The organism is Kordiimonas lacus, from assembly GCF_001550055.1.
Classification (GTDB): domain Bacteria; phylum Pseudomonadota; class Alphaproteobacteria; order Sphingomonadales; family Kordiimonadaceae; genus Kordiimonas; species Kordiimonas lacus.
Genome location: NZ_LRUA01000006.1, coordinates 150,857 through 170,031, shown reverse-complemented (window position 1 = coordinate 170,031; position 19,175 = coordinate 150,857). Strand labels below are relative to the sequence as shown.

At 58.1% G+C, this 19,175-nt stretch carries 22 protein-coding genes; 5 read left to right on the top strand and 17 right to left on the bottom strand.

Features of this window, described 5'->3' with window-relative positions; genetic code table 11:
- Positions 1-103 precede the first annotated feature (103 nt).
- From surE to KORLAC_RS08865, 12 genes are all read right to left on the bottom strand, one after another.
- Positions 104-886, bottom strand: coding sequence for a 5'/3'-nucleotidase SurE (gene surE, locus KORLAC_RS08920; RefSeq protein WP_068305608.1), 783 nt, complete (start codon positions 884-886; stop codon positions 104-106).
- A gap of 3 nt (positions 887-889) precedes the next feature.
- Positions 890-2,167, bottom strand: coding sequence for a serine--tRNA ligase (serS, locus tag KORLAC_RS08915; protein ID WP_068305603.1), 1,278 nt, complete (start codon positions 2,165-2,167; stop codon positions 890-892).
- 41 nt (positions 2,168-2,208) lie between these two features.
- Positions 2,209-3,051 carry a twin-arginine translocase subunit TatC gene (gene tatC, locus KORLAC_RS08910; RefSeq protein ID WP_175445640.1) on the bottom strand — a complete coding sequence of 281 codons (843 nt, stop codon included), beginning with the start codon at positions 3,049-3,051 and terminating at the stop codon, positions 2,209-2,211.
- On the bottom strand, positions 3,048-3,431 hold the full coding sequence (tatB, locus tag KORLAC_RS08905) for a Sec-independent protein translocase protein TatB (protein WP_068305601.1): 384 nt from the start codon (positions 3,429-3,431) through the stop codon (positions 3,048-3,050). Before tatB ends, tatC begins: the two co-directional genes overlap by 4 nt.
- A 48-nt stretch (positions 3,432-3,479) precedes the next feature.
- On the bottom strand, positions 3,480-3,707 hold the full coding sequence (locus KORLAC_RS08900; RefSeq protein ID WP_068305597.1) for a twin-arginine translocase TatA/TatE family subunit: 228 nt from the start codon (positions 3,705-3,707) through the stop codon (positions 3,480-3,482).
- A gap of 77 nt (positions 3,708-3,784) precedes the next feature.
- Positions 3,785-4,579, bottom strand: coding sequence for an SMC-Scp complex subunit ScpB (gene scpB / locus KORLAC_RS08895; protein ID WP_068305596.1), 795 nt, complete (start codon positions 4,577-4,579; stop codon positions 3,785-3,787).
- A gap of 40 nt (positions 4,580-4,619) precedes the next feature.
- A complete protein-coding gene (locus KORLAC_RS08890) occupies positions 4,620-5,456 on the bottom strand; it encodes a segregation and condensation protein A (RefSeq protein WP_068305595.1) in 837 nt (278 codons plus the stop codon).
- A 1-nt stretch (position 5,457) separates the two neighbouring features.
- Positions 5,458-6,105, bottom strand: coding sequence for a site-2 protease family protein (locus KORLAC_RS08885; RefSeq protein WP_068305594.1), 648 nt, complete (start codon positions 6,103-6,105; stop codon positions 5,458-5,460).
- Positions 6,106-6,123: 18 nt separating this feature from the next.
- Positions 6,124-7,131, bottom strand: coding sequence for a beta-N-acetylhexosaminidase (nagZ, locus tag KORLAC_RS08880; protein WP_068305592.1), 1,008 nt, complete (start codon positions 7,129-7,131; stop codon positions 6,124-6,126).
- A 12-nt stretch (positions 7,132-7,143) separates the two neighbouring features.
- A complete protein-coding gene (locus KORLAC_RS08875) occupies positions 7,144-7,923 on the bottom strand; it encodes an SPOR domain-containing protein (protein WP_068305589.1) in 780 nt (259 codons plus the stop codon).
- Complete coding sequence (gene argS / locus KORLAC_RS08870; protein ID WP_068305587.1) at positions 7,924-9,675, bottom strand: arginine--tRNA ligase; 1,752 nt, start codon at positions 9,673-9,675, stop codon at positions 7,924-7,926.
- Positions 9,672-10,883 (bottom strand): deoxyguanosinetriphosphate triphosphohydrolase, encoded by a 1,212-nt coding sequence (locus tag KORLAC_RS08865; RefSeq protein WP_068305581.1) that lies wholly within the window; start codon positions 10,881-10,883, stop codon positions 9,672-9,674. Before KORLAC_RS08865 ends, argS begins: the two co-directional genes overlap by 4 nt.
- Before the next feature lie 231 nt (positions 10,884-11,114).
- On the opposite strand from KORLAC_RS08865, the gene KORLAC_RS08860 reads away from it, so the two are divergent.
- From KORLAC_RS08860 to xth, 4 genes are all read left to right on the top strand, one after another.
- The gene (locus tag KORLAC_RS08860; RefSeq protein WP_068305580.1) at positions 11,115-11,654 is read left to right on the top strand and encodes a PAS domain-containing protein; all 540 of its coding nucleotides are present in this window, start codon (positions 11,115-11,117) and stop codon (positions 11,652-11,654) included.
- Positions 11,655-11,750: 96 nt separating this feature from the next.
- Positions 11,751-12,092 carry an iron-sulfur cluster insertion protein ErpA gene (gene erpA / locus KORLAC_RS08855; RefSeq protein WP_068305578.1) on the top strand — a complete coding sequence of 114 codons (342 nt, stop codon included), beginning with the start codon at positions 11,751-11,753 and terminating at the stop codon, positions 12,090-12,092.
- Between the two features lie 9 nt (positions 12,093-12,101).
- Positions 12,102-12,515 (top strand): hypothetical protein, encoded by a 414-nt coding sequence (locus KORLAC_RS08850; protein WP_068305576.1) that lies wholly within the window; start codon positions 12,102-12,104, stop codon positions 12,513-12,515.
- Between the two features lie 19 nt (positions 12,516-12,534).
- Positions 12,535-13,329, top strand: coding sequence for an exodeoxyribonuclease III (xth, locus tag KORLAC_RS08845; protein ID WP_068305574.1), 795 nt, complete (start codon positions 12,535-12,537; stop codon positions 13,327-13,329).
- A gap of 15 nt (positions 13,330-13,344) precedes the next feature.
- Here the strand turns inward: xth and panD are convergent, their stop codons facing one another.
- The 4 genes from panD to ilvD all read right to left on the bottom strand — a co-directional run bounded on the left by panD (position 13,345) and on the right by ilvD (position 17,177).
- Complete coding sequence (panD, locus tag KORLAC_RS08840) at positions 13,345-13,806, bottom strand: aspartate 1-decarboxylase (protein ID WP_206594905.1); 462 nt, start codon at positions 13,804-13,806, stop codon at positions 13,345-13,347.
- Positions 13,807-13,935: 129 nt separating this feature from the next.
- Complete coding sequence (locus tag KORLAC_RS08835; protein WP_068305573.1) at positions 13,936-14,787, bottom strand: hypothetical protein; 852 nt, start codon at positions 14,785-14,787, stop codon at positions 13,936-13,938.
- 87 nt (positions 14,788-14,874) lie between these two features.
- A complete protein-coding gene (locus KORLAC_RS08830; RefSeq protein ID WP_068305572.1) occupies positions 14,875-15,318 on the bottom strand; it encodes an acetyltransferase in 444 nt (147 codons plus the stop codon).
- An 8-nt stretch (positions 15,319-15,326) separates the two neighbouring features.
- On the bottom strand, positions 15,327-17,177 hold the full coding sequence (ilvD, locus tag KORLAC_RS08825; RefSeq protein WP_068305570.1) for a dihydroxy-acid dehydratase: 1,851 nt from the start codon (positions 17,175-17,177) through the stop codon (positions 15,327-15,329).
- 256 nt (positions 17,178-17,433) lie between these two features.
- Between ilvD and speB the strand changes: the two genes are divergently transcribed.
- Positions 17,434-18,336 carry an agmatinase gene (gene speB / locus KORLAC_RS08820; RefSeq protein ID WP_068305567.1) on the top strand — a complete coding sequence of 301 codons (903 nt, stop codon included), beginning with the start codon at positions 17,434-17,436 and terminating at the stop codon, positions 18,334-18,336.
- Positions 18,337-18,360: 24 nt separating this feature from the next.
- Here speB and KORLAC_RS08815 read toward each other — a convergent pair whose 3' ends face one another.
- Positions 18,361-19,119, bottom strand: coding sequence for a transporter substrate-binding domain-containing protein (locus KORLAC_RS08815; protein ID WP_068305565.1), 759 nt, complete (start codon positions 19,117-19,119; stop codon positions 18,361-18,363).
- Positions 19,120-19,175: the final 56 nt, after the last annotated feature.

Sequence of the window (19,175 nt, the reverse complement as noted above, 5' to 3'; positions counted from 1 at the left end):
GTCCTCCCATGATCATGAATTCAAGATACCCACAAGTGTGAACTGGGGCAATATTTCCCTGATCATTAAGGCGGAAGCACGGCAGAAAGGCATCATGCTGGCATCAGAATGTCTGGGTGATGGCCTCTGCCATGGACCGACGCGTTTCATCATGAGTCATATTGAGATGCAGCGGTGTCACCGAAATCCATTTTTCCCGCACTGACTTGAGATCCGTCTCGTGGCCCGGCTGGCCGACTTCGCGGCCCAGCCCAAACCAATAGTATTTGAAACCACGCGGGTCTGTGCGTTCCTCGATATGGTTGCCCATGATCTGTCGCGCACCCTGCTCTGTCACGCGAACGCCCTGAATCTCATCAGGTTCAAATGCCGGGAAATTTACATTCATCAGCACATCCTGCGGCCAGCCCATCTCGATCAGGCTTTTGATCACCTTTGGGGCATACTGCTCTGCGGTTTCCCATTTGGTGCGCTGGTCCGGGCGGATGCACTGGCTCAGCGCAATCGACGGAATACCCGCCAGTGTGCCTTCCATGGCCACGGAAACCGTACCCGAATAGGTCACATCTTCAGCCAGGTTTCCGCCCCGGTTGATGCCGGAAAGGATAAGCGTTGGCTTCTCGTCGCCCATAATCTTGTTGAGCGCCATGGCCACACAGTCTGTTGGCGTGCCAGCCACGGCCCAGCGCTTATCCTCAAGCTTGCGGATACGCAAAACGCGCGACAGCGTCAGGGAATGCCCGGCGCCAGACTGCTCTTCCTCAGGTGCCACCACCCACACGTCGTCCGTGAACTGGCGGGCGATGCGCTCCAGAATCTCAATCCCTGGTGCGTGGATGCCGTCATCGTTCGAGACCAGGATGCGGGCTGTTGAGATAGCTGTCATGACTTAGCCACCAATCACGTCAATGCCGCGCATGTAAGGCTTCAGCACTTCGGGCACGCGGATCGAGCCATTGGCCTGCTGATAGTTTTCCATCACTGCAATCAGCGTACGACCAACCGCAAGGCCAGACCCGTTCAGGGTATGCACGAACTGGGTCTTCTTCTCGCCCTTGGGGCGGCAGCGCATTTTCATGCGGCGGGCCTGGAAGTCACCACAAGTGGAACAGCTGGAAATCTCGCGGTATTTATCCTGCCCTGGCAGCCATACCTCGATGTCATAGGTGCGGCGTGCACCGAAGCCGATATCGCCGGTGCACAGCTTCACCACGCGGTAAGGCAGGTGCAGGCGCTTCAGCACTTCTTCGGCGCAGGCGGTCATGCGTTCCAGTTCCTCGTCAGACTGGTCCGGCGCGGTGATGGATACCATCTCCACCTTCTCGAACTGGTGCTGGCGGATCATGCCGCGCGTATCGCGCCCCGCAGAGCCCGCTTCGGCGCGGAAACACTGGCTGTGGGCGGTAAAGCGGTACGGCAGCTCTTCCTCGTCCAGGATTTCATCGGAATGGAAGTTCGTGAGCGTCACTTCAGACGTCGGGATCAGCCAGTGATCCGTTGTCGTCTTGAAGGCGTCCTCGCCAAATTTCGGCAGCTGGCCGGTACCCAGAAGCGCTGTGTCGCGCACCATCGCGGGCGTCAGCATTTCTGTGTAGCCATGCTCAGTGGTGTGCAGGTCCAGCATGAACTGGCCCAGCGCGCGCTCAAGCCGCGCCAGCTGATCCTTGAGCACCACGAAACGCGAGCCGGACATTTTGGCCGCGCGCTCGAAATCCATCATGCCCAGCGCTTCGCCTAGCTCAAAATGCTCTTTGGGATCAAAATCAAAGCGCGCGGGCTTGCCCCAGGTGCGAACCTCGGTGTTGTCGTCTTCGCTGTCACCGTCCGGCACATCGTCATAGACCATGTTCGGCAGGCTCATCAGCAGCGTGTTGAGCTTTTCGCCCAGCGTGCGGTCTTCCTCTTCCATCTCAGAGAGGCGCGTCTTCAGGCCACTAACTTCGTCCATCAGCGCCTGGGCTTCTGCTTCACTGCCCTGTGCCTTGGCCTTGCCGATCAGCTTCGAGGCCTCGTTGCGGCGGGCCTGGGCGGCCTGCGCTTCGGTCTGGACCGCGCGGCGGGAACTGTCGAGCGCGATGATCTCCTCGGCTTTGGCTTCCTCACCGCGGCGGGCAAGGGCCTTGTCGAAAGCTTCAGGGTTCTCGCGAATAAATTTCAGATCAAACATTGCGCTCGTCTCAGTTTCAAATCAGGTCAGTTAAAATCGGGTCAAATTTCGTCTTCATCGGCCTCTTCGGCCTCTGCGCGCTTCTTCTCAAAAGCACCGATCAGGATGATGGACAGCTCATACAGGAGCAACATGGGAATGCCAAGGGCGATCTGGCTCACCGGGTCCGGCGGCGTCAGGAAGGCTGCCACCAGGAAGGTGGCCACAATCATATAGCGGCGTTTTGCCCGCAGGCCGTCTGCCGTCACAATGCCCGCGCGGCCCATCAGGGTCAGCGCCACGGGCAGCAGGAATGCCACACCAAAGCCGAAGATCATCTGCATCACCAGCGACAGATATTCGCTGACCTTCGCCTCGGCCGCGATCTCGATGGCGCCAGAACCGGCCGCCTGTTCGAAGCTCAGCAGGAACTGCCAGGCCCAGGGGATCACCATGAAATAAGCCAGGCTCGCGCCCAGCGCGAACAGGATGGGTGTGGCCAAGAGGAACGGCAGGAACGCCCGGCGTTCGTTACGGTAAAGCCCCGGCGCCACAAATTTCCATATCTGGGACGCCAGCAGTGGGAAGGTACAGATGAAGGCGGCATACAGCGCCACCTTGAGGTCCACAAAGAAGCCTTCCGTCAGCGACGTGAAGATCATCCGCCGTTCTTCGCCTGTCGCCTGCGTGGCATCCATATAAGGCTTGGCAAGGATGTTAAAAAGCTCGTCCGCGAAATAAAGGCCAACACCAAAGGCAACAGCCATGCCCAGCAGTACCTTGATCAGGCGTGAGCGCAATTCATTCAGATGATCCAGCAGCGGCGCCTTGCTGGCGTCCACTTCGTCTTCATCGATGATGTCTGGCTTGGCGGTTTCGCCCTGCAGTTCCTCTGGCCCCATCATGACGCGTCATCCTTGCCCGCGCCATCCTTGCCGGCGTCAGGCTTGGGCGTATCGGCTTTCGCGGCGCCTGAAGCTTTCTTGGCTTCCGCCTTTTCCCGGGCCTCGCGCTCGCGGTTGCGCATGATGTGGTTTGTCACCTCTTCCGCGCTCATGCCGGGGCGTAGGCCTTCTTTCTTGCGCAGGTCTGCGAAAGGGTCTGTCTGTTGCTCGGCCTCGGTGGCCAACTGTTCGACCCCGTCCTTGAATTCAGCCGCCAATTCGCGCATGCGGCGCACCAGCCCGCCAACCGTTTTCAAAAGACGCGGCAGCTCCTTCGGCCCCACGACAACAAGCGCGACGACCGCCACAAGGAAAAGTTCCGTTGCACCGATATCAAACATGGAAACGGGCTCCTGCCCCTAGGGTCTCAGGGGTGAAGACAGGGCAGCTTATGCCTTGTCTTTCTCTTCGCTTTTAACCACTTCGCCGTCGATGGTCTTCTTGTCCTCAACAGCTTTTGGCTCTTCTTCCGGCTCATCAATGCCGTCCTTCAGGCCCTTGCGGAAGCTGGTGATGCCTTTGGCAACATCGCCCATCAGGCCTGAGATTTTGCCGCGCCCGAACAGAAGCACGATCAGCAGCACCACAAGCGCAATTTGTAACCATCCCGGAAACATATGTTGTAACTCCCTTTTGCCGGTTCAGTCCGGCCTTGTCTCTATGTAATGGCGTGTCTTGATGCACACAAGGCAATTCACGCCATATTGTTTTCTGTGTCAGCGTCCATGTTGGCGTCGCCGTCATCCATACCGTCTGCGTCACCAGCGTCTGTATCGCCATCCTCCGGCATGCCTGACGCGTCAGCCCCAGCCAGCGTCGCGCGTTCCTTGGCGGCGATGGCTTCTTCCAGGTCAATCTGGCCCTCGGCTTCTTCAAGCGATTTCGATGGGTCCGGCATGCCGCCCATTTTTTCAAGCGCCATATCAACACTGTCCAGAAGCCCGGCGGCTTTCAGTTCCTGAACGCCCGGCAGGTCCTTGATGGTCTCAATGCCGAAATGCACCAGGAAGTCTTCTGTGGTGCCATAGGTTACCGGGCGTCCCGGCGTGCGCTTGCGCCCCATCATGCGCACCCAGCCTGCTTCCATCAGCACATCCAGCGTCCCCTTGGAGATGGATACACCGCGAATTTCCTCAATCTCCGCCCGGGTCACCGGTTGGTGATAGGCGATGATGGCCATGGTCTCGACGGCGGCGCGCGACAGCTTGCGCGGTTCGTCTACCTCGCGCCTCAGCAGGAACGACAGGTCCTCCGCCGTGCGGAACAGGAATTTGCCTGCAAGGCGCACCAAATTCACCCCGGACGTTGCATAGGTTTCGGTCAGTCCCTCGATATGGGCTTCCACATCCACACCGTCCGGCAGGCGTTCGGCGATATCATCCACCGACAAGGGGTTTTCACTGGCGAACAGCACGGCCTCCACCATACGGCGGTGCTGCACGATCACTTCCGGGTCTGTAGCGACTTGTTTTGTTTCCGTCTCTTGCATCTTCAAATGTCTTATCGTTCTTGTTCTGATCTTTATTGGCTTATTCTGAATTATCGTTTGCCTGCTTTTCCACCGGCGCGCCGCCTTCTTCGTCGTGGCGTTGGCGCAAGTAGATCGGGCCGAAAGTTTCCATTTGCCTGAGGTCCGCCCTGCCCGCCTTGGCAAGTTCGAGCGTTGCCGCAAACATGCTGGCGAGTGCCGAACGCCTGAGCCTGTCGTCCTTCAGGTCGGTCGGCAGGAAGGTCGAGAGCGTTGCCCAGGTGAAGGTATCGCCAATCAGGCCCGAGAGACGCTCAATGGCATCCTCCAGCGAATAGATCGGCCGGCGTTCGATGCGGATTTCCGTGATCGAATGGCGCTGGCGATTGTCAGCGTAAGCACGCAACAGCTCATAGAGCGTCACGTCATAGGAGCCCTTTTTAAGAAGCTTCAGCCCTTCGGGGCGCCCGCGGCGGAACACATCGCGGCCCATGCGGTCCCGCGCCATCAGGCGGGCGCCGGCCTCGCGCATGGCCTCAAGCCGTTGCAGGCGAAGCTGCAGGCGGAAGGCCAGTTCCTCGGCAGACGGCTCTTCGTCGTCGTCTTCCTTCGGCAGGAGCAGGCGGGACTTGAGGTAAGCCAGCCACGCGGCCATCACCAGATAGTCCGCCGCCAGCTCAAGCTTCAGGCGCTTGGCCGCTGTTACGAAGGTCAGGAACTGTTCAACCAGTTCCAGGATGGAGATTTGCGTCAGGTCCACCTTCTGGGCGCGCGCCAGCGTCAAAAGCACATCAAGCGGCCCCTCGAACCCGTCCATATGCAGGACAAGTTGGTTCGGATCCGCCGGGTCTGCCTGGCGGTTTGGGGTTGGCCCGATTGTGTCTTCTTCAAATTCCATTTTATGCCAAGCCAACCAGGGTCAGCACTCCCTCCGCTGCGAGCATGGTTGGTACCGTAATCACTTCCTGTGCGACCAGTATTATGCCCATAAGGATGAAAAATCCAAAGGGCGCAATTGACCGATAACTTTGCGCGACGTCGTGCGGCAGGAATTGCTCCACCACGCCAGCACCGTCAAGCGGCGGAATAGGCAGCAGGTTGAACACCATAAACAGGCAGTTCAGGCGCACGCCCCAGACCGCAGTCTGGAAGAGCCACCCCTCCGGGCTGGCGCCGGACGAGATCGCGACCTTGAGCACAATGGCAAAGAAAATTGCCACCAAAAGGTTCCCCAAAGGTCCTGCCAGCGCAACAATAACCATGTCACGCCTCATGTTCTTGAAATACCGCGGCTGAATCATAACCGGCTTGGCATAGCCGATCAGGAACGGGAAATTCGCCAGGATGGCCACAAGCGGGATCACAATCGTACCGACTGGGTCGATATGGACAGCCGGGTTGAGTGACAGACGCCCTTCCAGCTTGGCTGTGGGGTCCCCCAAGCGGTAAGCCGCAAGCGCGTGACCGGCCTCATGCAGGGTTACTGCAAGCAGAAAAGGCAGGGCCATAACGGTTAAGAGCTGTATGCTTCCGGCCAGGAAATCCATGGGTGCCTCAGATCTTTTCTAAAATTTTTCCATCAGCGCGTCATAGCGACGGCACAAGTCTTCCCGGTCTGCGCGCGGCGCTCGGTCAGCTTCGGATATAAGGGTCGCCAGGCGTTTCTCAAGCTTTCCTGAGGCGACATGACAGGCTGATGCGATGGACTGCATCTCGTCCATATTGCCGTTACAGTGCAGCACCAGGTCGCAGCCCGCCGAGAATGCCCCGCGGGTACGGTCCTCAAACTCCCCGGTCAGCGCCTTCATCGCCAGATCATCTGACATCAGAAGGCCTGTGAACCCCATCTTCATGCGAATGATGCGGCCAATCACCACACGGGAAAGCGTGGCGCACTGTTTTGGGTCAATGTCTGTGTATTTAATGTGGGCGGTCATGCCGAACGGCGCGTCGGCCATGGCCTTGAACGGCGCAAAATCGCTGTCGACCATCTCCGCCACCGTGGCGTCCACCACCGGCAGCTCCAGATGGCTGTCCGCTGTGGCCCGTCCGTGGCCCGGCAGATGCTTGATCACAGGCAGCACGCCACCTTCCATCAAGGCGTCCACGACAATGCGCCCCATGGCAGTCACCAGTGACGGGTCGTTTGAAAAAGCCCGGTCGCCCACGATGGGGTCTGCCCAGTCGTTCATCACATCGAGCACCGGCAGGCAATCCACATTGATGCCCACACGCCGAAGGTCATCGGCGATCAGCCGCACATTCAGGCGCAGGGCGCTGGCTGCAAGGGTGGGGTCCTTCTTCGACATTTCGCCGAAGGTGGCCATGGCAGGATACTTGCGCCAATAAGGCTCCGTGAGGCGTTGCACGCGGCCGCCTTCCTGGTCCACCAAAATCGGTACCTTGTGGCGCCCGACGGACAGCTTCAATTCCTTGATCAGGGTTGAGAGCTGGTCCGGGTCTTCCACATTGCGCTTGAAGATAATGAACCCGGCGGGTTTCACCTTAGCGAAAAAGGCCCGCTCTTCGGCTGTAAGGGCCGGGCCGGAACAGCCGAAAATTGCTGGGATCATCAAATTACTCTTTTACGGATTAACGACGATACAGGCCTGCTGCTGGGCCCGAAGCCCCAGGCAAACCTCGTCCGCCGCGGCGCGGCTTTCAAGTGGTCCAACCCGAAGGCGGTATAGCGTGCGGTCGCCCGTGCGAACAGATTCGTAAACCGGTGACAGGCCATCAAGCACGTCACGGTGCTTGCCGCGAATGGTGCGCCAGGCTGTGGCTGCGGACTCTTCAGACCCATACGCCCCCAGCTGAACCTTGAAGGCGCCCGCTGGTACTGCAGGCTCTGCAGCCGGCTTTTCAGCTTCGGCTTCAGGCTTGGCAGCTTGCGCAGCGACCTGTTTGGCCGCTTCAGCCTCAGCCTGCTCCCGCGCCTGAGCTTCGGCGGCGATCCGGGCCTCGTCTTCAGCGTGGCTGTCATCCACCACTTCGGGTTCCGGATCTGCAGGCAGTTCCTTCAGGGGCTCTTCCGGCTGGTCCGCAAGCGTCAGGCTTCCGCCAGCAGCGCCCTGGTCAAACACCTGCTTGTCCTGGTTTGGCACGTCCATGCCGCCCGGATCCGTTGGCTTGGTTTTGATCGGCGTCGCTTCGGCCACCACATGACGCGGCGGGCCGTCAGGCGCGCTGTCGTAAAGATAAAGAAGCACAAGCACGAACAGCACAACCACGCTGAGCGCGGCTGCAGCCGTGATCACCAGCGTTTTCCTGCCTTCGAAAAAGCCTGCTGCTTCCTCTTCCTCAGGGACGGGTTGAAGCCATGGTGGGATATCCTTGTCGGCTCCCTGCTGTTCGTTCTCGCTCATTTACCGCATTTCCTCCATTGGCGTTACGCCCAACACGCCCAGGCCGCTGGCAATCACCAACGCCACCGCGCGCACCAGCGCCATCCGCGCTTTTGTCAGCGGCTCATCGCCGTCTATGATAAAGCGCAAGTCATGATTGTCATTCCCCTTATTCCAGAATGTATGGAATTCGGAGGCCAGATCATACAGGAAAAACGCAATCCGGTGCGGTTCGTGCGCTTCGGCTGCACTTTCCACCATGCGCGGCCAGGCCGCGCACTGCTTGATCATGGCAATCTCATTCTCGTCCGCCAGGAGGCTGAGGTCCGCATCAGCAAGGCTTGCGTCAGTCGCATCGAGGCCCGGGAAAGCATCCTGTGCCTTGGCCAGTACCGAACACACCCGCGCGTGGGCATATTGCACGTAAAAGACCGGGTTATCCTTCGATTGCTCCATCACCTTCTTGAAATCGAAATCAAGGTGGGCGTCGTTCTTGCGCGTCAGCATGATGAAACGTGTCACATCACGGCCTACTTCGTCCACCACCTCACGGAGGGTGATGAAGTTGCCCGACCGCTTGGACATCTTGAAGGGCTCGCCGTCACGGTACAGCTTCACCATCTGGCACAGCCGCACGTCAAGTGTGCCGTCTTCCGACAGCGCCTTCACTGCAGCCTGCATCCGCTTCACATAACCGCCGTGGTCGGCACCGAGGATATCGATCATCTGCTTGTAACCACGGACATATTTGTCGTGGTGATAGGCGATGTCTGCAGCAAAATACGTGTACTCACCCGTGGATTTCTGCAGCGGCCGGTCGACATCATCGCCGAAATCAGTCGCACGGAACAAAGTCTGCTCGCGCTCTTCCCAGTCCTCGGGCTTCTTGCCCTTCGGTGGCTCCAGCACGCCCCGATAGATATGGCCGCGCTCTTTCAAAACCGCGATGGCTTCCGGGATACGGCCGCTTTCATGCAAAGACCGCTCAGAGAAAAATTCTTCGTGCTCAACACCCAGTGCCGCCAGGTCTTCACGGATCAGCTCCATCATGGCGCCCGAAGCATCAACCTTGAACTGCGCGAGCCATTCGCCCTCGTCCGCGTCCAGATACTGGTCGCCATATTTTTCCTTGAGCATTTCGCCCACAGGAATCAGATAGTCGCCTGGGTAAAGCCCTTCAGGGATTTCGCCAATGTCGCGGCCGTGCGCTTCCTGGTAGCGGAGGTGCGCTGAACGCGCCAGGGTATCGATCTGGCTGCCCGCATCGTTGATGTAATATTCCTTGGTGACGTCATAGCCCGCCTTGATCAGCAGGTTCGCCAGCGCATCGCCAAACACGGCGCCGCGCACGTGGCCAACATGCATCGGCCCTGTCGGGTTCGCAGACACATATTCGACATTCACCTTGTCATTACCGCCCATGGTGCTGGCGCCGTAACCCACGCCTTCTGTCAGGATGGTTTTCACCTGAGCTTGCCAGAAGCTTTTGGCAATACGCAGGTTGATAAAGCCGGGCCCTGCAACGTCCACGCTTTCAACCGCATCAAGCGCTTCAAGCGCCGGGGCCAGCAGCCCTGCAATCTCGCGCGGGTTCTTGCCCGCCTGCTTGGACAGCACAAGCGCCGCGTTGGTCGCAATATCGCCGTGGCTTGCATCGCGCGGCGGCTCCACCGCCACGTTGGAGGTGTCCATATCGGACGGCAGCTCGCCCTTTGCGGCAAGGTCACTCAGGACCGCATCAATCGCGGCCCGAAACTCGGTAAAAACATTCATAGTGATACTCGGTTCAAATCAAACAGTTTGGCGTGCTCGCGGAAGGCGAAGCGGTCGGTCATGCCGGCGATAAAGTCGGCAACCACCCGGGCCGTTTCCGGCGTTCCGGCGCCCTGCGCACGCTCGTTCCATTCAGTCGGCAAACATTCTGGTTCGGTGATATACAGATCGAACAGGTCCGATACCACCCTTTTTGCCTTACTGGCCATACGGTTAACCAGATAGTGGCGATACATGCGCTCAAACAGGAAGGACTTCAGCTCCTTCACCGCCTCGCCCATATCCTTGCCAAAGGCAATCGTGGGCTGGCCTGCATTGCGGATATCGTCAGGGGACGTGGGCGCAAGCCTTTCGATGCGCCGCCCGCTTTCCACCATCATATCCGCCACCATCCGGTTGATCATTCGTCGGACAAGCTCGTGGATCATCACATCCTTGGACGCGTTCGGATAGGTCCACTTCACCTCATCCAGCACCTGCGCTACTACAGGAATTTTCTTCAACTCGTCGAACTCAAACAGGCCCGCGCGTAGGCCGTCATCCAGATCGTGGGATGAATAAGCGATATCATCCGCCAGCGCCGCAATCTGTGCTTCGGCGGACGCATAAGTGTGCAGCTCCAAGTCATTTTCCGGCAGGTAATCCCGGAAGCCGAACGACAGCTGGGCTGGTGGCTTTTTGTGATCAATCGCCGCATCCACAAGCGGGCCATTGTGTTTTGCGAGGCCTTCGAGCGTTTCCCACGTCAGGTTCAGGCCTTCAAAGGACGCATAGCGGTGCTCAAGGCGCGTCAGAAGGCGAAGCGCCTGGGCGTTATGGTCGAACCCATCGTAATCCTTCATGCATTCATTCAGAACGGTCTCGCCCACGTGACCAAAAGGCGGATGGCCAAGATCATGCGCCAGCGCCAGCGCCTCACCCAAATCTTCATTCAGGTGCATCGACCGGCATACAGACCGCGCGATCTGCGCCACTTCAAGCGAGTGGGTCAGGCGCGTGCGGAAATGGTCACCTTCGTGATAAACAAAGACCTGCGTCTTGTGCTTGAGCCTGCGGAAGCTCGAGGAATGGATCACCCGGTCGCGGTCGCGCTGGTAACAGCTGCGATTCGGCGTTTCCGGTTCCTTAAAGACACGACCACGGCTTTCTGAAGGACGGCACGCATAAGGGGCCAGTGTGTCTTCATAGCGTGGCAAACTATCGTACATGTCTTTCTCCTTGGGCTCAGGTTGCCTGAGGCACAGGCAGCCCGAATAGGTTGGTGGTTTTGGGCACATTATCCCCGCCCCTGACGAAGGGCAACTCTTTCATTTTTTTTGGCTAAGGATTGCCCCGGAATGCCCCTCGCCGACCGCCCCGGATTGCTGCATTTGCAAAAGTATTAACGAATAGTTAACTCATGCCTTGTGTGTTAATGCTTTTTTAATTATTATATCAGGATGATCGAAAACGCTGACAGCATTGGTAACGACCAACCCGCGTTAGAAGCCAGGTTTCAGCAGGACTTGCTCAACCATTGGCGTGAGATCCAACACAACCGAAAATATCCAGACAAGCGTGAGTTCCGCCCGCAGAAGTTCCCGAAATTTCTGCCGCAGCTGGCCATTGTCTCCATAGCCGGCTCCAATGATTATGACGACAGGCTCACCGGCGCCACGGTTTCGGAAGTCCTGAAACTTCAGGGCACACATGACCGGCTGGTGTCACCGCCTGATGCCGCTGTGAAGCAGATCATTCATGACATGCTCAACCGCGCGTCCAAGGCAAATGGCCCGATCTATTTCAAAGGCAACTTCCAGCCCGCGGAAAGCGCAAGCATCCCCTTCACGGCGCTGGTGCTGCCCTTCTCGCACAATGGCGACGCCGATGTGCTGGACACGCTGATGCTGGCTTTCGACTTCAGCAAGACGCGCAAGCTGGAGCTGGTTTTCCCCCTTGAGGAAATGACCGGCGATCAGCCAAACGAGCCGACCGCCTGAATATACCTCAATTATATCGCGCTCGTGAATTGACCATTGGGCCTATGGTCCCTACATATGGGGCATGACTGATCAAGAAAACCATGGCGAACAAGCATGACCGATAATCAGCCCCCCGTTGGGCTCAGTGAAAAAGCCGCAGCGCGCGTTAAAGCGCTGATCGAACAGCAGGGCAATCCAAACCTGAAACTGCGCCTGACCATCTCTGGCGGCGGCTGCAGCGGATTCCAGTATGGCTTTGACTTCGATGAACAGCAGAAAGACGACGATATCGTTGTTGAACGCGACGGTGTGACCATGCTGGTCGACCCCATGTCGCTCCTCTATATCTCCGGCGCTGAGGTCGATTTTGTCGAAGACCTGGTCGGCGCCTCCTTCCAGGTGAAAAACCCGAACGCAACCGCTTCCTGTGGCTGCGGCTCTTCTTTCTCAGTCTAAGGCGCGAGAGTGCTGTATCTGTTTGCCACAATTCTGGCTCCAATTGCCGTCCTGATCCTGCTTCAAAGAAAACAGTGGCCCGCACCCTCGCGGATTTGGCCAGCTATGGTCGTCATGGTAGGGATCATGATCGCGTCAGAGATCGCAAACGGTGTCTGGCCATCGCTTCTGTTGTTTGTCTCAGGACTTGCCCTCTTCTCATTACCTGTGCTTCTCGCGAATAATTTTATCGATCGGGTGAAGCCTCAGGAAGACCCTAAAAAGATCAACCCGGTCATTGATATCTGCTTTGCTGCCTGTATCGTTGGCGCTATTGGTGTCTATCACTATCAAGCCACCCCATCCTGCTTCTCCGAAGGATTGATCACGGAAGATATGACCATTCGTGAGGTGGAAGAATTATGTTCCGAAAACAAAAACTAGCATTGCCGAGGGATATCAGATGAAAATTGCCAGCTTCAACATCAATGGCGTCAAGGCGCGCCTGCCCCGGCTTCTTGAGTGGCTGGATGAATTTTCGCCTGATGTCGCCTGCCTGCAGGAGATCAAGAGCGTGGACGATAATTTCCCGCGCCTGGAGATTGAAGAAAAGGGCTGGCATGTTGAAACGCACGGCCAGAAAAGCTTCAACGGCGTGGCGCTGATCTCGAAGCACCCGATTGAGGATATCCGGCGCGGCCTTCCCGCCCTTGATGGTGGCGAGGAAACGGAAGACGAACAGGCACGCTATATTGAAGCCACAATCAAGGGTGTGCGCGTGGCCTCTATTTACTTGCCGAACGGCAACCCGCAACCGGGCCCGAAGTTCGAATATAAGCTCCAGTGGATGGACCGGTTGATTGCCCACGCCGAGCGTCTGCTTGAAAAAGAGATGCCGATCGTGCTGGCCGGTGACTATAACGTCATCCCGTTTGATGAAGACTGTCACAACCCCGCCGCCTGGGTGGATGATGCGCTGACGCAGCCCGAAAGCCGGGCGCGCCTGAAAAGCCTGTGGCACCTGGGGTATCTGGATGCGCTCAGGCAGGTCAAGCCGAAGGGCGAGGCCTATACCTTCTGGGATTATCAGCGCGGCGCCTGGCAGAAAGACCACGGCATCCGGATCGACCACCTGCTGCTGTCACCACAGGCCGCCGATATCCTGCGTGACTGCCAGGTTGACCGGGCCCCGCGGGGCAAGGAAAAGGCCAGCGACCATACCCCCATCTGGGTGGATCTGGACGTGGCCCTCGACTAGCAGATCAGCCGCTTCTTAAGCGTCTACGGTCTCGTATTTTTCGAATTCGCGATTGGCAGCCGGACTACCCAGGCCATCAAGCCCCGGCGTGACATATTCGTCCATGTCCACGATCTGGTTTTTGGCGTCCACATGCACGGCGCGGGAAATCCGACCCGGCAGCTGGTTCGCCGGTACCGCCTCATAGCCCATGATGATGGCCAGATCGCCTTTAGAGAACTGGTGCGCTGCCGCACCGTTCAGGCAAATCACGCCAGAGCCTTCCGTGCCTTCGATCACATATGTCTGGATACGTTCCCCGTTAGTGATATTCACCACATCCACCTGTGTGTGTGGCAGAATGCCGGATGCGCGCAGAAGCACAGGGTCCACTGTGATAGAACCAATATAGTCCAGGTCGGCCCCTGTCACCGTCACACGGTGCAGTTTGCCATACATGAATTGGCGCAGCGCGCCGTCGAGGCTTGGTTGTGTCAATGTCAGGGCCCTCTCAAAAGCAATCAGGATGCGGATATGGCGCAGGAGGGCGCACCGGTCAAGCCTTGCTGCATAAAAAAACCGGGGAAAACCCCGGTTTTCGTTGACCTTTTCGTCAGGAACGAAGGCCTATTCGAACACCTTCTGTTCGTTTTCCGCCATGCAGATGCGGTAGCGAATGCCGTGGGCCACGCCGATCGCCAGCGTTATGAAAAGAAGCATCGGCCAATAGACGACGGTCATCAGCAGTGGGTTCCCCGTCAGGCTTAAAAGTACCTGCGGAACAAGCACAATTACATACAGGAGGAACAGGACAATCCCGAAGTCCATGACGTGAGGATGCTGAAGACCTTCCCTATCCTCACCGACCGCAGTTTGGGTCAGGTTGGCCGATACCCAGGAATATATACCGCAAGTTACCACAGTCATGACGATCTGGTTCATCAGCCCGGCCTTGGTCGCCGCGGCAATATCGTTGGACATGGCCAGTTCCATTTGCTTGGCAAAACCAACCGACAGCCCAAGGGCCTGCAGAACGAAAAAGGCAACGAAGCTGGCAACCCCCAACAGCAGGGAGAGGGCGAAGAATTTCAGGGCGTTGATCCCTGCCGCTGACAGGGCTTTGCCAAAAGTTTCAAACTTGGCATTCTCAACGCCAAAAGCACCCGCCCGAACCCAAAAATTGAAGACGTGAGCGGCCACCATCAGCATCACTGCGAGCCCAAGCAATAACGCAGGGGCCAACCCAAGCATCAGTTCTGCCATGCCTTCAATGGTCGCCTCTGTCGGCTCACCGCCGCCTTGCCCCAGCTCCTGGAACAAGGCAGGGTCGCCCGACACAATCATGGCGACCGCAATCAATAGCGACATAAACAGGAAGGCTGCAGCAAAAAGGCCCAAGGCCTTAAAAATTTCAAGAGGCCTGGAAAATGGCATCGCCAGCGACTGCTTCACAATGGCCAAAATCGGTATCTGTTTCATCATAATCCCCCAACAAATATCTAGCTTGGACGCAGACTAGCCTGCGCGCCCGCAACGGCAAACAGCTTTTTTCTGAACCAATGAAGGTTAGGAAGCTTTACGCCATGCCATATGAATGATCGGGAACGGGCGCCCGGCATCATCAAGCGGATCGCGGCGGACATCCACAAAGCCGCATGCCTTATAGAAAGCATGGGCCTGTGGCTGCTGTTCATTCACCTGTACAGTGACGGTGTCGAACAGTTCCTTCATCTTGGCGATAAACTGTTTGCCGATGCCTTGCCCGTGGGCCGCAGGGTCAATGAAAAGCGCATCAATGTTATTGTCGGTGCAGCCCATGAAGCCAAGCGGCCGATCAGAGGCATCTGCAAATACAGAGAAGTCGGCGTTCGGCAGATATTGGTCTTTCACCACCCCGGCGATTTCGGCCAGGTCGGCCTCGCTCAGGAAATGATGCGTGGCCACGACAGCCGCGTGCCAGATATCGAAAAGACGGGCGTGATCAGTAGCCCGCGCCTGACGAAATGTCATAAAAAGTCCTATTCAAAAGCAGATACGTCCCGAACGGCGCCTTTGCTAGCAGATGTCGCCATGGCTGCATAGGCCTTCAGTGCTTTTGATACTTTCCGCGTCCGTGGAGCCACTGGCTTCCAGGCGGCCGCGCCTTTAGCCTCCATGGCTTTGCGGCGGGAGGCCAATTCCTCGTTCGACACCATCACATTGATGGACCGGCTGGGGATATCGATCTCGATCGTATCGCCCTCTTCCACCAGACCGATGGCGCCGCCTTCCGCGGCCTCAGGGCTTGCGTGGCCGATCGACAGGCCCGACGTGCCGCCCGAAAAACGCCCGTCCGTCAGAAGCGCACAGTCTTTACCCAGCCCCATGGACTTCAGGTAACTGGTTGGATAGAGCATTTCCTGCATGCCCGGGCCGCCACGCGGGCCCTCGTAGCGGATAACCACCACGTCCCCCTTGACCACTTCGCCGGCGAGGATGGCTTCCACCGATGCGTCCTGGCTTTCGCAAATGCGGGCACGCCCCGTGAACTTCAGAATGCTTTCATCAACGCCCGCTGTTTTCACGATACAGCCCTCTTCGGCAATGTTGCCGTACAGCACGGCAAGCCCACCATCCTGGCTGTAGGCGTGCTCTTTCGCGCGGATGCAGCCATTCTCGCGGTCCAGGTCCAGCGCGTCATAGCGCTTGGATTGGCTGAAGGCGACCTGTGTGGGCACACCGCCGGGGGCAGCCTTGAAGAAATGGTGCAGGTCCCCGTCGTTCGACACGCGCACGTCATAGCGCGCCAGCGCTTCGCCCATGGTGGCTGTGTGCACCGTGGTGCAATCGGTGTTGATCAGGCCCGCGCGGCCCAGTTCGCCCAGGATGCTGAAGATGCCTCCAGCGCGGTGCACATCCTGAATGTGATATTTGTCAGTGGCCGGCGCGACCTTACAGAGGTTCGGCACTTTCCTTGACAGCCGGTCAATGTCTTCCATGGTGAAATCAAGCTCGGCTTCCTGCGCGGCGGCCAGGATATGCAGCACCGTGTTGGTTGAGCCGCCCATGGCGATATCCAGCGCCATGGCGTTTTCAAACGCACCAAAGTTGGCAACATTGCGCGGCAACACGCTTTCATCCCCGCCACCATAATAGCGCTTGGAAATGTCCACAATCAGCCGGGCCGCCGTCAGGAACAGTTCCTTGCGGTCAGAATGGGTCGCCAGTGTCGTGCCGTTCCCCGGCAGGCTGAGCCCCAGGGCTTCTGTCAGGCAGTTCATGCTGTTCGCCGTGAACATACCTGAACAGGAGCCACATGTCGGGCAGGCGGAACGTTCGACCGCGGCAACCTGCTCGTCCGACACATTGGGGTCAGCTGCCTGGACCATGGCATCCACCAGGTCCAGTTTGTGGGTTTCCCCGTCATAGTCCGCCTCGCCCGCTTCCATCGGGCCGCCGGACACAAACACAGCTGGGATGTTGAGCCGCAGCGCTGCCATCAGCATGCCCGGCGTGATCTTGTCGCAGTTGGAGATGCACACAAGCGCATCGGCGCAGTGGGCGTTGGCCATATATTCAACGCTGTCGGCGATGATCTCCCGGCTTGGCAGGCTATAGAGCATGCCGTCGTGGCCCATGGCGATGCCGTCATCGACGGCGATGGTGTTGAATTCCTTCGCCACACCGCCCGACGCCTCGATCTCGCGCGCCACCATCTGGCCCAGGTCCTTCAGATGCACATGGCCCGGCACAAACTGCGTGAAGCTGTTGACCACGGCTACAATCGGCTTCTGGAAATCCTCATCCTTCATGCCGGTCGCGCGCCAGAGTGCGCGGGCACCTGCCATGTTGCGGCCGTGGGTTGATGTGCGGGAACGATACTGGGCCATCAGGCTCTCCACTGGTTTCGGGCAATGCCCGATTTGGTCTTCAAATCTGTGCGCGACTTTAGCGATGCGCCCCCACCGTGTCGATAACTAATGCATAGTTTTTTGATCATTTTTTGTAATTTTATTGCATGGCCACCAAATTCAATTGCAGCACACCCAAATGTCTGATCATGCTTTCGAGGCGCAGATGCTTTCCCTCTGGACAAAAATGTGATCACATTTTATGCTGCTGCGATATTTATCTTAGGAGACCAAATTGACGTCCTGGAACGATGCCTACTCAGGTGAACAAAGCTTTATGCGTGTCGGCTATGCCGATGGCCCCCAAGGTGTGGATATTGCCGTTATCGGCATTCCCTATGACCTGGGTACGACGGGCCGACCAGGCGCCCGATTTGGTCCGCGCGCGGTGCGCGAGCTTTCCCTGGCTGTAGGCGAGTTCGAATGGGGCGTATTCCCGTGGGATCATGACGTACGCGACCGCCATGTGGTCAAGGACCTGGGCGATGTCACCGGCTTCACCGCCTACCCTGACCGGCTGTGCCCGGCTGTGGAAGCCAAGGCAAAGCAGGTGCTGGACACGGGCGCCAGCCTCCTGTCGATCGGCGGCGATCATTTTGTCAGCCTGCCGCTGTTGCGGGCGCATGCCGAGAAGTATGGCCCCATGGCGCTCATTCACTTTGATGCGCATTCCGACACCTGGGTGGACGAAGACCTCAACCACGGCACCATGTTCTATCATGCCATCAAGGAAGGCATTATTGACCCCGCTCGCAGTGTGCAGGTGGGCCTGCGCACACCGAACCCGGAAACCCATGGCATCCTGATTTTGGATGCGGACCACTGCCTACGCACACCCGCAGCCGACGTGGCCAAGGCCATTCGCGACCGGGTTGGCGACCATCCGGCCTATGTGACCTTCGATATCGACTTCCTCGACCCGGCTTATGCGCCAGCAACCGGCACGCCGGTTTCGGGTGGTCCGAACACGGCGTACGCGCGGCACGTCCTGCAGGGGCTTGCGGGCCTCAACATCAAGGGCGCAGACCAGGTGGAAGTGGCCCCGCATTATGAAGGGCCAGGCCAGATTACGGCTGTGGCAGGCGCCACAATTGCCGCCGATCAGCTCTATCTGCTCGGCCTTGCACGGGAATTGTGATCACAAAAAACGGTGAGCTGTGCGTCAGTCGTGCAGCTCAAAGCCATAGCGGCTTAAAAGCGTACCATCGGTATGAAGTCGTTCGACCACCGCATCCAGATACTCTACCAGCTTGCTGGCCTCTAAAGACGGCCAGCAGGTGACCCCCTCCCCCAATGTCAGCAAGGAAAAGCTCTTGTCTGCCGGGAAAGCTGGCTTCTGCGCACGGGTGAAATACTGGCGCGCGTCAATCGAATAGGCGATCGCCACATCCACGCGGCCTGCGGCCAAAAGCTCAAACGCCTCATCCACCGACTTGGTATAGAGCATGCGTTTGGCAAACGGCAGCGTGCGCTGGGCAATAGTGCTTACGTGGATGCCCTCGTCCCCCGCAATCAGTTTACCGTCGAACGCCGCCCAATTGCCCGGCGGTGTACCACCCGGCCTGCTGTAAGCGCGCATGAACAGACGATTGAAGGGCTTTGCCACCGTCAGTGTCTCAAGCGGCACGCCGTTCTGGATATAGAAGGTCTTGTCGTCGGTAGCCATATACATGCAGTCGACTTGCTTTTCGAAGAAAGAGCGTGCCAGGCGTTTCACCGGCAACATCACCATATCGAGCTGAACCGGCGCCTTGGCGACCACATCATCATAGAAGGCGTTATAGGGGCCGCCCTTGCCGGGCTCAAAAACCTTGGGGATAGCCGCGCCGGCCATCACCAGCTTCACATCTTCCGCAAGCGCAGGAGATGCCGCGCCCAGAAGCGCGCCAGACAGTATAAATGATGCAAGCAGTTGCCGCATAAGCTTCCCGAATTTTCCCTTAGCCCCGCTGCCCTTATACACAAAATTGCCGGAAA

Excerpts from the sequence above, each read along its gene's own strand:
- surE (WP_068305608.1), bottom strand. The coding sequence starts at position 886 with ATGACAGCTATCTCAACAGCCCGCATCCTGGTCTCGAACGATGACGGC.
- serS (WP_068305603.1), bottom strand. The coding sequence starts at position 2,167 with ATGTTTGATCTGAAATTTATTCGCGAGAACCCTGAAGCTTTCGACAAG.
- tatC (WP_175445640.1), bottom strand. The coding sequence starts at position 3,051 with ATGATGGGGCCAGAGGAACTGCAGGGCGAAACCGCCAAGCCAGACATC.
- tatB (WP_068305601.1), bottom strand. The coding sequence starts at position 3,431 with ATGTTTGATATCGGTGCAACGGAACTTTTCCTTGTGGCGGTCGTCGCG.
- KORLAC_RS08900 (WP_068305597.1), bottom strand. The coding sequence starts at position 3,707 with ATGTTTCCGGGATGGTTACAAATTGCGCTTGTGGTGCTGCTGATCGTG.
- scpB (WP_068305596.1), bottom strand. The coding sequence starts at position 4,579 with ATGCAAGAGACGGAAACAAAACAAGTCGCTACAGACCCGGAAGTGATC.
- KORLAC_RS08890 (WP_068305595.1), bottom strand. The coding sequence starts at position 5,456 with ATGGAATTTGAAGAAGACACAATCGGGCCAACCCCAAACCGCCAGGCA.
- KORLAC_RS08885 (WP_068305594.1), bottom strand. The coding sequence starts at position 6,105 with ATGGATTTCCTGGCCGGAAGCATACAGCTCTTAACCGTTATGGCCCTG.
- nagZ (WP_068305592.1), bottom strand. The coding sequence starts at position 7,131 with ATGATCCCAGCAATTTTCGGCTGTTCCGGCCCGGCCCTTACAGCCGAA.
- KORLAC_RS08875 (WP_068305589.1), bottom strand. The coding sequence starts at position 7,923 with ATGAGCGAGAACGAACAGCAGGGAGCCGACAAGGATATCCCACCATGG.
- argS (WP_068305587.1), bottom strand. The coding sequence starts at position 9,675 with ATGAATGTTTTTACCGAGTTTCGGGCCGCGATTGATGCGGTCCTGAGT.
- KORLAC_RS08865 (WP_068305581.1), bottom strand. The coding sequence starts at position 10,883 with ATGTACGATAGTTTGCCACGCTATGAAGACACACTGGCCCCTTATGCG.
- KORLAC_RS08860 (WP_068305580.1), top strand. The coding sequence starts at position 11,115 with ATGATCGAAAACGCTGACAGCATTGGTAACGACCAACCCGCGTTAGAA.
- erpA (WP_068305578.1), top strand. The coding sequence starts at position 11,751 with ATGACCGATAATCAGCCCCCCGTTGGGCTCAGTGAAAAAGCCGCAGCG.
- xth (WP_068305574.1), top strand. The coding sequence starts at position 12,535 with ATGAAAATTGCCAGCTTCAACATCAATGGCGTCAAGGCGCGCCTGCCC.
- KORLAC_RS08835 (WP_068305573.1), bottom strand. The coding sequence starts at position 14,787 with ATGAAACAGATACCGATTTTGGCCATTGTGAAGCAGTCGCTGGCGATG.
- KORLAC_RS08830 (WP_068305572.1), bottom strand. The coding sequence starts at position 15,318 with ATGACATTTCGTCAGGCGCGGGCTACTGATCACGCCCGTCTTTTCGAT.
- ilvD (WP_068305570.1), bottom strand. The coding sequence starts at position 17,177 with ATGGCCCAGTATCGTTCCCGCACATCAACCCACGGCCGCAACATGGCA.
- KORLAC_RS08815 (WP_068305565.1), bottom strand. The coding sequence starts at position 19,119 with ATGCGGCAACTGCTTGCATCATTTATACTGTCTGGCGCGCTTCTGGGC.